General features: G+C 55.7%; 12 protein-coding genes. 7 read left to right on the top strand and 5 right to left on the bottom strand.

Translation table 11 applies throughout. From position 1 onward, the window contains the following. Positions 1-722: 722 nt before the first annotated feature. The 4 genes from CU103_RS22500 to CU103_RS22485 all read left to right on the top strand — a co-directional run bounded on the left by CU103_RS22500 (position 723) and on the right by CU103_RS22485 (position 6,277). Positions 723-2,819, top strand: a complete 2,097-nt coding sequence (locus CU103_RS22500; RefSeq protein WP_106666263.1) for a catalase — start codon at positions 723-725, stop codon at positions 2,817-2,819. Positions 2,820-3,031: 212 nt separating this feature from the next. Beyond that, positions 3,032-3,949, top strand: coding sequence for a fatty acid desaturase family protein (locus CU103_RS22495; RefSeq protein WP_106666262.1), 918 nt, complete (start codon positions 3,032-3,034; stop codon positions 3,947-3,949). Positions 3,950-4,101: 152 nt separating this feature from the next. Continuing rightward, positions 4,102-5,949 (top strand): putative bifunctional diguanylate cyclase/phosphodiesterase, encoded by a 1,848-nt coding sequence (locus CU103_RS22490; RefSeq protein ID WP_245448947.1) that lies wholly within the window; start codon positions 4,102-4,104, stop codon positions 5,947-5,949. A gap of 106 nt (positions 5,950-6,055) precedes the next feature. Further along, on the top strand, positions 6,056-6,277 hold the full coding sequence (locus CU103_RS22485; protein ID WP_106666261.1) for a hypothetical protein: 222 nt from the start codon (positions 6,056-6,058) through the stop codon (positions 6,275-6,277). A gap of 96 nt (positions 6,278-6,373) precedes the next feature. On the opposite strand, the gene CU103_RS22480 is transcribed toward CU103_RS22485, so the two are convergent. Next, positions 6,374-7,234, bottom strand: coding sequence for an SDR family NAD(P)-dependent oxidoreductase (locus tag CU103_RS22480; protein WP_106666260.1), 861 nt, complete (start codon positions 7,232-7,234; stop codon positions 6,374-6,376). A gap of 101 nt (positions 7,235-7,335) precedes the next feature. Between CU103_RS22480 and CU103_RS22475 the strand changes: the two genes are divergently transcribed. From CU103_RS22475 to cax, 3 genes are all read left to right on the top strand, one after another. After that, positions 7,336-8,247 (top strand): LysR family transcriptional regulator, encoded by a 912-nt coding sequence (locus tag CU103_RS22475; RefSeq protein WP_106666259.1) that lies wholly within the window; start codon positions 7,336-7,338, stop codon positions 8,245-8,247. Positions 8,248-8,706: 459 nt separating this feature from the next. After that, on the top strand, positions 8,707-9,033 hold the full coding sequence (locus tag CU103_RS22470) for a potassium channel family protein (RefSeq protein ID WP_106666258.1): 327 nt from the start codon (positions 8,707-8,709) through the stop codon (positions 9,031-9,033). A 148-nt stretch (positions 9,034-9,181) separates the two neighbouring features. Beyond that, the gene (gene cax / locus CU103_RS22465; protein ID WP_106666257.1) at positions 9,182-10,276 is read left to right on the top strand and encodes a calcium/proton exchanger; all 1,095 of its coding nucleotides are present in this window, start codon (positions 9,182-9,184) and stop codon (positions 10,274-10,276) included. 88 nt (positions 10,277-10,364) lie between these two features. Here cax and ydiK read toward each other — a convergent pair whose 3' ends face one another. The 4 genes from ydiK to CU103_RS22445 all read right to left on the bottom strand — a co-directional run bounded on the left by ydiK (position 10,365) and on the right by CU103_RS22445 (position 13,482). After that, positions 10,365-11,441 carry an AI-2E family transporter YdiK gene (gene ydiK, locus CU103_RS22460; RefSeq protein ID WP_106666256.1) on the bottom strand — a complete coding sequence of 359 codons (1,077 nt, stop codon included), beginning with the start codon at positions 11,439-11,441 and terminating at the stop codon, positions 10,365-10,367. A 272-nt stretch (positions 11,442-11,713) separates the two neighbouring features. Then, entirely contained in the window at positions 11,714-12,061 is a 348-nt protein-coding gene (locus tag CU103_RS22455; RefSeq protein WP_106666255.1) for a hypothetical protein, read from the bottom strand. 100 nt (positions 12,062-12,161) lie between these two features. Further along, complete coding sequence (locus tag CU103_RS22450; RefSeq protein ID WP_106666254.1) at positions 12,162-12,491, bottom strand: hypothetical protein; 330 nt, start codon at positions 12,489-12,491, stop codon at positions 12,162-12,164. A 52-nt stretch (positions 12,492-12,543) separates the two neighbouring features. Continuing rightward, complete coding sequence (locus CU103_RS22445) at positions 12,544-13,482, bottom strand: polyphosphate kinase 2 family protein (protein WP_106666253.1); 939 nt, start codon at positions 13,480-13,482, stop codon at positions 12,544-12,546. Between the last annotated feature and the right edge of the window lie 151 nt (positions 13,483-13,633).

Raw genomic sequence — 13,633 nt, 5'->3', positions numbered from 1 at the left:
AGGTAAGAGCTGATCCTGGATGCCAATTTATGGGTAACGGTGGCGACCGCCGCCGTTGCGCCGGAGCTGACAAGCGACGTGTCAATGCATGCAACCTATTTGCCCTGCAAATATAGAAAAGCTCAACGCGCTGACTACATTAGGTTCCGGCAATGCCGTGTACCCACCAATCAGACTGGAAGGCCATTTCGATGAAACGGAATTGGATATCTGCAACAGTAGGCGCATGGGCGGCCATGTCGATGTCAGCATCTGCCCAAGCTCAATACGTTGCCCCAGATGCCACATCTGGCGTTCTCGCCAAATTCTTGAATGGAGAAGGCAAACCGGGAGATGTTGCCACAACCAGGTCGGGAATTACCTATCGGGTTCTTGCTAATGGCACCGTCGAAATGCGCAATCCCAGATACGGTACGCTCAAGTATTCTCGACCCCTGCCGGCATGGCAGCGCAACCTGAAGAACCAAGGGGTTGGGGGACGCTGACAATCGTTTCATTCTCTCACTGAGCCGCCTCGACTTACCGACCAAATAAACTGAACCTGTCTACGTCAAAATGAGCTGGTGAACGTTGTCCCTTACGGGGGCTCGAAGACACGGCCAGACGAACTGAACCTGTCCACGTCAAAATAATTGCCTGGCCGGGCATGTGTTGGCAGAGAACCGGAACCTTCTCCCACCCGCCTCGTTAAACTGCATTCCACCAACAGCGAGGGCGGTACTATGGCTACCGATAATACTTTCGACACCGATCGGGGAACCGGCGGCGAAACGCACCAGCATGTCCCTGAAAAGGGAACGCACACGGGGACCAATCACCTGACAACCAATCAGGGGTTCCACGTCAGCGACAACCAGAACAGTCTACGATCGGGCGAGCGTGGCCCGACACTGCTTGAGGACTTCGTCCTTCGGGAGAAGATCTTTCATTTCGACCATGAACGCATTCCCGAACGCATCGTCCATGCGCGCGGCTCGGCGGCCCATGGTTTCTTTGAACTCTTCGAATCCCTTTCCGATATTACAAAAGCCGACCTCTTCCAGCGCCCGGGAGAAAAAACCCCGGTATTCACGCGATTTTCAACGGTCGCCGGTGGTGCGGGATCGGTCGATACCCCCAGAGATGTGCGCGGGTTCGCCGTCAAGTTTTACACCAAGGAAGGCAACTGGGACCTGGTTGGCAATAACATTCCAGTTTTCTTCATCCAGGACGCAATCAAGTTTCCAGATCTCGTCCATGCGGTGAAGATGGAAGCCGACAGAGCCTTCCCGCAGGCCGGCAGCGCCCATGATACGTTCTGGGATTGGGCATCTTTAATGCCGGAGACCACCCACATGCTCATGTGGGCCATGTCGGATCGCACCATTCCCCGTTCGTTCCGTACGATGGAAGGATTTGGCGTTCATACGTTCATACTTGTGAATGCGAAGGGAAAGTCGACCTTCGTCAAATTCCACTGGAAGCCCAAACTCGGATTGCAATCGACCGTGTGGGACGAGGCGCTCAAACTCCAGGCCGCCGACAATGACTATCACAGGCGTGATCTTTGGGAGTCCATTCGATCCGGCAATTTCCCGGAGTGGGAACTCGGTCTTCAGCTGTTCGACCAGGATTTCGCCGATGCACAACCCTATGATGTTCTCGACGCAACCAAGATCATTCCCGAGGAGATCATTCCGGTGCGCATTGTCGGTCGCATGGTCCTTGACCGTAACCCGGACAATTTCTTTGCAGAAACCGAGCAAGCCGCCTATTGCCCGGCAAACATCATCCCTGGCATCGATTTTTCCAACGATCCCCTGCTCCAGGGTCGCTTGTTCAGTTATCTCGATACGCAAAAATCCCGCCTTGGCACTGCAAACTTTCATCAATTGCCAATCAACGCACCCAAATGTCCCGTCATGAATTTTCAACGGGATGGGCAAATGCAGATGAACGTGCCCATGGGGCGCGCCAATTACGAGCCGAACAGTCTCGCTGGGCACGATGAAGAAGGTGGCCCACGCGAATGCCCTGTGAGCGGGTTCAGCACATTCCAGGGACGCTCACAGCAGCAAGAACAGGGCGACAAGCTGCGTGTTCGTGCCGAACTATTTGCCGATCACTACAGCCAGGCAAGGCTGTTCTGGCGCTCGCAACAGCCATCAGAGCAAGCCCACATTGCGTCATCATTCGTGTTCGAACTTTCAAAGGTAGGTTTGGCGCAAGTGCCGCCACGAATGGTCGGCAATCTGCGAAATGTCGACGAAGACCTGGCGAAACGTGTTGCTGCTGGATTGGGTCTTGCGCTTCCCCAAAAGGCGCCCGCTGCCCGTGCACCCTTCGACATGGAACCGTCGCCTGCGCTGAGTATTCACACCAACATGAAAGCGACGATCGAGGGACGGACCATTGGCATTCTGGTTGCCGATGGCACGGATGCTTCCGCTTTGGCCAAGCTGACCAAAGCGATTCAAACGGCCGGTGCCAGGGTGTTTCTGGTCGCTCCAAAAATTGGCGGTGCGAAATTGGCGGACGGCACAATCGTAAAAGCTGACGGCCAGCTGATGGGCTCACCATCGCAATTGTTCGATGCCATTGCCATCCTTCTTTCTCAAGGCGCCACAAGGACGCTGATCAACGAAGGGGCTGCCGTCCAATGGGTGATGGATGCCTTCGGGCACCTTAAAGCCATCGGATATGGGCCGGAAGCCAAGCAACTCCTCGACAAGGCAGGGATAGAACCGGACCAGGGCGTTGTCTTGATTGACGACAACTTCGTTGAGGCGGCAGCCCGGCGCTATTGGGATCGCGAACCAAAGGTGCGCTCACTGGCGTAAATCGCATACCAATGGGTGGCGTTGCTGCCGCAGAGATCAACGCTGGTCCTTGCGCCGTGCCGGAGCAGCCTTGAAGGCTTCCGGGGCAGAGGGAAGACGCGCTCATACCAAAGGCGCATCTTCCCCGATTACCGAAAACACCGTTTAACGAAGACGAATACTGGCATAGTGTATGCTTGATTGGCAGTCTCAACACAGGCAGGCTCGGCACTATGGACCATCGGACGATTATCGCTTCACTGACATCGGCGGAACGTGACCGTCTGACGGCCAAATCAGACAGTGTGGGTCTTGTTCAGCTCGCCGTTCACTGGGGCGCTATTGTTTTGCTCGGCTGGCTCATCACTGTACAGGTGCCCTTTTGGCCGCTGCTCATGCTGCCACAAGGCATTTTGATCGTGTTCCTGTTCACCCTTTTGCACGAATCAATTCATCGCACCGCCTTTGCAACGCAGATGCTGAACGACATTGTCGCGCGCGCGTGCAGCTTCATGATTGTGCTGCCATCCGACTGGTTTCGCTATTTCCATTTTGCTCATCACCGCTTTACGCAGGATCCGCAGAACGATCCGGAGCTGGCCTTTCCCAAGCCGGAAACGCTGCGCGAATATCTCGTGTATCTGTCGGGGCTTACGGTCTGGTGGGGGCAGATCAAGACGCTTGCGATCAATGCTGCGGGCCGTTGCCGCGATGCATTTGTGCCGGCAAAGGGCCATGCAAAAGTTCGCATCGAAGCTCAGACGATGCTCATCTTATATGCCCTCATAATCGGGATTTCCGTTTTCCTTCAGACCGCCGTCCTCGTCTATGTTTGGATTTTGCCTGCAGTACTGGGACAGCCCTTCCTGCGCCTTTATCTCCTCGCCGAGCATGGCCGCTGCCCCTTTGTCGCCAACATGCTGGAAAACAGCAGGACCACCACCACGAACTGGTTGATCCGCAAACTGGCGTGGAACATGCCCTATCATGCTGAGCATCATGCTTATCCGGGCGTGCCCTTTTACCGGCTGCCGGAATTTCATGCGCTGATAAGAACACACCTGAAGGAAACGGAAGCCGGGTATGTCCGTTTCCATGCCAGATATATTGAGCAACTCAGGCAGGCAAGCAATGGCGAACGCCCCGGTTGACCTGTTTGCAACAATTCCGGGTCGCCGATAATGAAATCGCCACGCGACGATGGTTTCTTGTCCATGATTTTTTCATAGAAAAGTGCTAGTTCTTATGGCCTTGGCAAAAAAGGCAATACTGTCACGGAGTTTGTTAAAAACGGAAAGCACATATGAAGCCTGGCGTCAGCGATCTCCTGCTCCATATTCAAAATGAAATACTGGAAGCTGTTGCTTACAGTGACAAGCTGGAGGAGATCGCCAATATTCTATGCCGGCGGATAGAAAACCTGGTGCCGGGGATCATCTGCTCGATCCTCACTGTCGACGACAAAAACCGTCTTCACCCTCTCGCCAGTCCCAGTTTGCCAGACACCTATTCAAGGGCGCTGGACGGATTGGAAATTGGGCCGTCTGTAGGGTCATGCGGAACGGCTGCCTGGCGTGGCCAAGCCGTCATTGTGTCAGACATTGAAACGGATCCCTTATGGAAGGATTTCAAGGCGCTTGCACTGCCCCTTGGCCTGCGCGCCTGTTGGTCGACGCCGATCAAGTCTCGCGATGAGCGTGTGGTGGGTACATTTGCCATCTATTACCGGTCCGCCAGAGGGCCGGACGAGCTCGAAAAGCGCATTGTACAAACCTGTGTTCATCTGTGCGCAATCGCGATGGAGCATGAGGAAGTACAGGCTCGCAACTACAAGCTTGCATATTTCGATGTGTTAACCGGCTTGTCCAACCGCAGCCGATTTGACGCGATGCTGCGCGAACGCATTGCTGCCAAAACTCCCTTTGGCCTGCTGCTCGTCGATATTGATCACCTGAAGGCAGTGAATGATACCATGGGGCACCTTGCAGGTGACCGCCTGATCAAGCGTGTGGCGACCATGATCGGGTCCGATGAAACGCAGACTTTTGCTTACAGGCTGGGCGGCGATGAGTTCGCGGTCATTCTCGACAATTGCAAGACGGCCGATGACTTGGACGCGGCCGCCTTGGAAATTCTTCACAGGACAAAGAGACAAATTGCCTTGGGCGTCGAAACGCTGGTTTCGAGTGTCACCATAGGAGGCGCGCTGTTCGGCGCTGATGGGGCCGATGCCGAAATGCTGCGGCAGAATGCCGATTTTGCCCTGTATCATGCGAAAGAGACGGACCGGGGCGGATACGTGCATTTCCGGCCGGAATTGAGAACGACAATCATTGAGCGCATCAACGTCGTGCGCAGCGTCGATTCTGCCCTCGCTGAGCAGCGCATTGTTGCATATTATCAACCCATCGCACGCCTGGATTCGGCAGAAATCGTTGGGTTGGAAGCGCTCGTTAGAATGCAGGATTCAAACGGCGAAATCGCCTCCGCCGGCTCGTTCGCAACGGCATTCACCGATGCCAAGATCGCCTCTCTGGTCACCGAAACCATGCTGAACCAGGTGGCCGAAGATATCAGGGGCTGGCTTGATCTTGGAATTCCCGTTCAGCATGTCGGTATCAATGTAACGACCGGCGATTTTCGTTACGGCAGTTTGCAAGACAAGATTGAAGGGTGCTTTGCCAAGAAGAATGTGCCGCTTGAACATATCCTGCTCGAGGTGAATGAGTCGGTTTTCATGGGTGGCACGGATCAATTTGTCGCAAAAGCTGTCCGGGCCCTGCGAGAGAAAGGGCTTCTGGTGGCGCTGGATGATTTTGGCACCGGGTTTGCTTCTCTGACGCATCTGATGTGCTTTCCGGTAGACATTATCAAGATAGACCAATCTTTTGTGGCAAGCCTTTCCCGGGAAAGTCCAAGTTCGATCATTGTTGCGGCAATAATGGATATCGCCACACGTTTGAATATTCGCGTTGTTGCCGAGGGAATAGAAACGGCCGAACAGGTCAGACAGCTGTGCGAACTTGGCTGCCATCTCGGCCAGGGATACTATTTCGGAAAACCCTGCTCAGCTGCCGACACCACACAGTTGCTGCGCGCAACTGGGCAAGTCTCCGATGCACAATCGGCTTATCGTCCATTCATGATGTAGAGCTCCGGTCGCCTAACATGAATTGGTTAGCCATACTTACAATTGGCGACTCCCAATCCAGCCAAGAGTCGATAGATTGTCCCATCCTTTAGCTGGAGCATCCAGGATGAACGCGAAGCTGTATCCGGAGTTTGAATGCGGCGTTTGTTGCCGGGTGATTGTTGTATCCCCGCGGCTGCTGACGGATCACAGCATAATTCGCTGCCCGAACTGCCAGAACGTCTTCGGGGAATGGGGAAATCTGCAGCGGAGATATTTGGCTGACAAAGATGATGATGGCGTTTTGCGATTAGACAAAGTGCCGTTGGCGGATTCGCAGGTCAACTAGGCCGGAATGCGGTGCTGGCGTGCGGCGCCAGCAACTCTCCAACAAGATGCAGCGCTGCCTGCAGACACAACCATTCAAAAGCTATCATGCGCCGTTTCAAGGAAGATCACCTCCGTCAATTCCGATAACATGTCCACTGAGATATGAACTTTGGTCACCCGCGAGAAACAGCACCAAAGCTGCGACTTCGTCGGGCGTACCGACCCGGCGCATCGGATAAGGGGCGACGAGTTGTTCGTTGGTAACGCTCCAGTCCCGGCGCACGCGCTCAAGCATCGGGGTCTCAATCGCGCCCGGCGCGATCGCATTGATGCGCACGTTGCGGCCATATTCCTGCGCCGCTGCGCGCGTCATATGAATGACCGCGGCCTTCGAGGCACCATAAGCAACGATATTGGGGAAGGCATGGCGACCGCCAATGGATGCCATGTTGATCATGGCGCCTTTGGAACGCACAAGATGCGGCATCTCATATTTCATCGAGACAAACACACCGCGCAGGTTCGTTGCGATCTGGTCATCGAAACCCACAAGATCGGTATCGGCAATGGGCGCCGGCGGCAAGTCAATGCCCGCATTGTTGAAGGCGACATCAATGCCTCCGTAACGCGCAACCACATCGGATACAAACTGTTCCATCTGGCCAGCGTCACGCACGTCCGATTTAAGATACATGGCGTCACCACCGGCAGCGCGAACGTCTGCCTCCACCTTTTTACCAAGTGCGTCACGTCTTCCATTGAAGGCGACTCTAGCGCCGGCACTGGCGAAAGCTGCAACGGTTGCGGCCCCGATGCCGGACGTGGCGCCGGTGACGAGAACCACTTTGTCCACAAAGGCACCCGGTGTTTGGGCTGCTGCCGATGTTATGAGATCCTGCCCCGCCAGCGTGCCGGTCGCCAGCATGCCCGCAAGAACCTGACGCCGCCCAAACGTTTCTCCAGATCTGTTCGTCATCGCTTATCCTCCAACAGGAAACTCCCGGAACAATAGTCTCATTTTATTGAGGGGATAAATCCCAGGTATCTTTGAAAACTATTTAGTGTAGCTTTATAATCATGAGCATCACACGTGACCCATTTTCCGGTCTGGCTGCCTTTCTGGCCGTCGCGGATGCGGGCGGGTTCACACCTGCCTCCGCGCGACTGGGCGTTTCGCCAGCGGCCGTGAGCCAGGCAGTCAAGGCCCTGGAGGGGCGGCTAGGGACACCTTTGTTTGTTCGCACCACACGCCGCGTTGGCCTCACCGAAGCAGGGGCCGCCTTGTTGTCGCGCGTGCGTCCCGCGGCAGCCGACATTGCGGGAGCCATCGAAGCTGCCGGCGCGATGGGAGATGAGCCATCGGGTCTGTTGCGCCTCACGGTGCCGCGCATGGCAGTGCCCCTTGTTATTGACCCCGTGGTGCCGGCGCTTCGACGCGCTCACCCGAGGATTGCGGTCGAAGTGGCGGTCGAAGACGCAACGGTCGACTTGCTCGGACGCGGTTTCGATGCCGGCATCCGCATTGGCGAATATGTCGAACGCGACATGGTGGGAATAAGACTGACGCGCGATATCGTCTGGTCTTTGGTCGCCGCCCCCTCCTACCTGGCCGCCCATGGCCGCCCGCTGACGCCTGAAGACCTGACCCGTCATGAGAGCATACGCTACCGCTTCCCGGCCTCGGGTGCGCTCTATCGATGGGAATTTGAACGCAACGGGCGTTCTGTCTCGGTCGATCCGCCAGGAGCCATTATTGTCAACGATGGCGCACTGCTGGTCTCTTTTGCCAAGGCGGGACTTGGCCTTTCCTACGTCGCAGACATCGCGGTCGAGCCCGAGCTGGCTGCTGGACTGCTCGAGCGTGTTCTGGAGCCCTTCTTGCCCACCACACCGGGGCTTTTCCTTTATTTTCCGCAACGTGCCCAGTCCCAGCCCAAGCTTCGCGCTTTCATCGATGTTGCCAGAAAACTGTTGCCGCTTCGCGCCTGACGGGCCGACGTGACGGATGAACGTTCGCCGCCCCTCCTTTGGGATAACGTATTTGCAGTTTTTTTGATGTGACACACATCCGATCAATTTGATCTGCATGCCCACTCACCTTGACCGGTCACCCACCATTGTTGGCCCACTCGTCCATGTCACGATCCGGAACGGACAACAGAACCGAAAAGCGTCGCGAGGGGCGCAAGGCAATCGCGTAACGTTGGGGGGCAGTTTCTGACCGAATGCCATTTTGATTTCCAGCGCCTACGCACTTCGTTGCAGCCACCGTTCGCCCCGGTTTTGGCGGCTCCCACGCTGACGAAATTCTTGAGACAGGTCAGCACAGTGCGGGTATAGTGGGCAAATGTGTCTGCCAGGGCATGCGAATGTTTCCGCTAACCATGTTCGGCGTGGTCATTGTGCTGCTGATGAGCCGAACGGCTTTCGTTTCTCAGGTAGGGTCCGATGGGATCGAGGCAAACAAGACGCATCTTTTTTCGAGAGCTTTATCACCAGCTTGGGGTTATCTGGCCAATCCTGTCCGGCGTTCTTGTGGTGATGGTTGGATGCGGGCTCTTGATTGGACAAATAGAAGGTTGGCGGGTGATCGACACGCTGTATTTCACTTTTGTTACCGGGCTCACCATTGGCTACGGTGATCTGGCCCCGGGCCATAGTTCATCGCGCATTCTGGCCATCGTGATTGGCTTTGCAGGTATTGTCTTGACCGGACTCGTTGCGGCAGTCAGCGTCCAGGCGCTGCGGGCGACAGCCATTGATCGCACCGAGTGAGCGTCCACCCAATGCACGCCCGTTCACATGGCAAGCGCCACCAAGGACTCGCGCTCAACGCGGCGCAAAATTCCAGTTGGACGACGACCGGCCTGGCCGGTTCCACCCGCCAGCCAGTCAACGCGCCTGGAGGAGCATGAGGTTTATCATGGGGCATTTATGGAAGGAAATCCGGCACAACCCCGTCCTTTGGCTATTGGCCCTGGTACCGGTGGTCCTTGTGGCACAAAGGGCCCTACCCGAGGCACACACCCTGCTTTTTCTGCTTTCGCTGTTGGCTATCATTCCGTTGGCTACCTTGTTGAGCCATGCGACCGAATCTGTCGCTGCCAAGACCGGCGACGCGGTTGGCGGCCTTCTCAACGCCACGCTGGGCAATCTGACTGAACTGATTATTGCGCTGGCCGCGCTAAGACTGGGCCAATACACCTTGGTGAAGGCCTCCGTGGCGGGAGCTATCGTCGCCAACACGCTCTTCATGTTGGGTGCATCGTTCCTGCTTGGCGGCCTGAAATACCATGTGCAGGATTACAATCACGTGAACGCTCGTCTGCAGGCAAGTCTGCTCTTTCTGGCCACAATCGCAATGATTGTCCCCTCGGCACTGGCCGAAGTCGATGTGGCAGCCGCGCCAGACTTCATGCAAAAGCTCAGTCTCGGTCTGTCTGTTGTTCTTATCCTCACCTATGGCTTGGGCCTGGTCTTCACTCTCAGGAGCCATCGCGAATTGTTCGGCGGTGCAGACCAGGTCGCTTCGCAAGAGGCCCCATGGCCGCTAAATGTGGCCCTTGCTGCGTTGGCCGCCGTGACGGTTCTGGTAGCGCTCGTCAGCGAAGTGTTCGTCGAGTCGGTGCAGCAGGCGGCGGTGACATTCGGAATGACACCGGCATTTGTGGGTTTTATCGTTGTGGCGCTGGTAGGGGGGGCCGCGGAAATGGCTTCGGCGTTTTCCGGCGCCCGCAAGAATCGTCTGGACCTGAGTGTCGGCATCGCGCTGGGTAGCGCAGCACAGATCGCCCTCTTCGTTGCTCCGATCCTGGTGCTGCTTAGTTACGTCATTGGCCCCGCGCCGATGGACTTGCAGTTTTGGCCAGGCGCAGTCATCATGGTGCTCATTGCCACAATGACGGCCACGATAGTCACCAACAGTGGCCGTTCCGCGTGGTTCGTTGGAGTGCTGCTGTTGATGGTGTATCTGATTTTCGCCATGACACTTTATTTGTTGCCGCCAAAAATCCTGTAAGCGCACCCCCTGGCATAACCACGTGGTGCTGCCCAACAATATTCAACGCACCAGGGTGCGCATCAATGGGTCTAGGGATTGCCATTCATTAGTCGTCCGCGGGCGCGGACTGTTCCTCGTCGGCCTCCGCCATCCATGCTTGCAACAGGGTGTAGGCGGTCGCCAGGAGTGTTGGTCCAACGAAGATCCCCAGGATCCCGAATGCCACCAACCCGCCTATGACCCCGGCAAAAATAAGCAGTAACGGCAAGTCCGCACCCTTGCGAATCAAAAAAGGGCGTAGAAAGCCGTCCATCGTTGCGGCGACAAGGGTGAACGCCAGAAGAACCGTTGCCCATATCGTATCACCAGAATAGTACATCCAAAAAACGGCCGGGACTAACACCAGTGCGGGGCCAATCTGCATCAAGCACAAGATAAATATCAAAGCTGTCAATACCGCAGCAAAGGGCATACCGACAACGAGCAGCCCGATGCCGCCCAAAGCGCTCTGCGCAACGGCGGTAACCACGACGCCGAGCGCCACGCCGCGAATGGCTTGTCCTGCCAGGCGTATTGCCATTTCGCCGCGATCGCCAGCCAAACGGCGGCCGAACCGGATAGCTGTGGCAGCTCCTTGTTCGCCCCGAGCGTACATCACCGCGGCTATCGCGGTCGTTAGCAGGAAGTGTAAGAACATGCCGCCCAGACTACCTGCTGCGGATACGAACCATTGAGCCACTTCGCCGGCATAGGGATCAAGCTTCGGTGCCAATTCGGGAATTCCGGCAGCGGTCAGTCTACCCCAGACGTCGCTCGCGCGTGCCCCGACAATTGGGACACGAGCCAACCATTCGGGAGCCGGTGGGAGTTTCAGCGCGAAGGCGCTTCGTATGAAGCCTTTGATATTATCCACGTTGTCGATGATCATATTGATGGCAAGCCAGAACGGTACAATGAGCACCAACAAGAGAATAAGCGTCATTACCAGGACGGCCGTGCCGCGGCGATTGCCGACATGACGTTCCACCCAAATCATCAACGGCCAGGTGGCAATAACCAAAGTCAAAGCCCAGACAATGGCAGGCAGGAATGGAAGCAACACCCAGGCACTGCTAACAAGCAAGCCGCCTATGAAAAGCACCGCGAGCGTCACCCGAGTAATATCCTGACGCGGTTGAACCATTTTCTTCGCCTCTAATTCAGATGCAGATTCGATGCAAACAGATGTCACTGATAGGATTCCCATGCGTTCATTCACGACACGTCTTGGCAGACCCCACGCGGCCGGTTGCATGCGGCGTAGCACGGCCGCCGCCGCAGTCGCACTGCCGGGCCTCTGTGCTTTTTCGGCCGCATGCGGCTGGCGAAACGTTTAAATCGGCAGTTCATATCGATACCCATGGCAGGGCAAAAATCGCCAATCAACAGCGCCAGCAAGCCCGCTCAGGAGCGCCCCTAGGAGCACCCTTTGCTGTAGAAGAATTTCTCCACCGCCCCGAACGCGTCTTTGGAATATTCTTTAGGATCGAGATCGCCGATCAAATCGGGAAACGCAAGATTTCCATTTGTGCTGTCGATGAAGTCCTGGAGGAATGTGCAGTTCTTGTTCTCGTGAGCAATCCGCAAGGCGATCGCCTCGACAAAACCGATGCAGTATCCATATTGCAACGGATCTGCTTCATTCCGGCACATCCCTTGAAGTTTGGCGAATGTCGGCTCTTCGGCAAGCGCGAGATTGCCGAAGCACGACAGCAACAGGACTGCGGCTAGTGAACTGGTCGCTGAAAGCACCGGAGTTTTCATCCGCACCACCTTCCTGGACTTGAAGAAATCGAAGCCGATTTAGTTTCGAATGGATGTTTTTTCTGGTTCTTTCTGCATTGGATGGAGGACGCCGTTCGCCTTATTTCCCGCCTTGCGGGCAAATTTCGTTTACTGCCTGTACTATCGCTCTGACCGCACTGTTTTGACGTGTTCCCGGGTGATTTCGAATAAAGGCCGTTACCGTAACATAGAGGGCGTCGGACGTGAATTGGCCGCTGAGCAAGCACTGGCGGATTTCCTGACGACGTGCGGCAAAATCGTCATTAAATGCTACACCAGTCTGATATTCAACAGCTCCGAATATGTACCCCGTCGCAAACCGCTTTTCTGCGTCCAAGAGCTCTGCCGCGGTCATGGCACCGGCGGGCGAGGACAAGAGCAAAAAGAACAATAAAAGGCGCAACTTCAAAGCCTAGGTCCCCCAAGGATTTCCGGCATCGATCACCAACAATCACGCACGATCAGGCTAGTTCAGCGAGAAGTTGACGACGTATTTCCTTCAGCTCCTCTATGCGTTTCTCGCTGCTCTTGGGCATACTCAAATCAAGCCTGTCGAGGGCGGCCGATGCCACTTGCGAGATAGCAAGCCGCGCAAACCATTTGTTGTCGGCGGGAATGACGAACCACGGAGCCCATTCCGTACTGGTATGCTCAAGCATCTCCTCGAACGCTTTTTGGTAGTCATCCCAATATTTTCGCTCCTCACAGTCCGCAGCCGAAAACTTCCAATGTTTTTTCGGCTCGTCGATCCGAGAAAGGAAGCGGCGCTTTTGCTCGTCCTTGGAAAGATTGAGAAAGAATTTCAGAATGATCGTGCCGTTCTGGCGCAGATATTTTTCGAAGTTGTTTATTTCTTTGAACCGTCGCCGCCAGATGTCTCCCCCTCCATCGAGCGGCGGAAGCTTTTGCTTTGCGAGAAATTCCGGGTGAACCCTCACGACCAGAACTTCCTCGTAATAGGATCGATTGAAGATGCCGATCATGCCACGCCCCGGCAGCGCCTTGGAAGCCCGCCAAAGGTAACCGTGATCCAGGTCTTCGGCCGACGGCGACTTGAAGCTTGTGACATGGCAGCCCTGCGGGTTGACGCCTGACATGACGTGGCGTATCGCCCCGTCCTTTCCGGCCGCGTCCATGGCTTGAAAGATCATGAGCAGAGCGTAGGTGTCCTGCGCATAAAGGAGCTCCTGCATGGCAGCAAGGGACTGAACGTTTGCCGCCACCTGTTCAAGGGCCCCGGCCTTGTCGTCATAGCCGCCGGTGAAATCCGGGGCAAAGTCCTTTTTGAGCGACACAGATTTTCCGGGTTCCACCGCAATATCGCGGAATCTGAACTTTACTTTGCCACTCGATCCAACTTCAATTTCACGCTTCTTGTCAAAGTCCACATCAAGTTTCATCTGCCCCTCGCGCGGTATACCAAACGTTGGCCAACAAGCCCAAACATGCTATCATACTCAAGAGGGAAAGTCCTATGATCCAAGATAGTATTCAGGCCTGACATCGGGGCTGGGGTGACCGCAATGGGCCTTTGACACTGAGTACTGGGAA

Origin of the sequence: Phyllobacterium sophorae, assembly GCF_003010965.1 — a bacterium.
GTDB classification, from domain to species: Bacteria; Pseudomonadota; Alphaproteobacteria; order Rhizobiales; family Rhizobiaceae; genus Phyllobacterium; species Phyllobacterium sophorae.
This window is presented reverse-complemented; position numbering and strand designations above follow the sequence as displayed.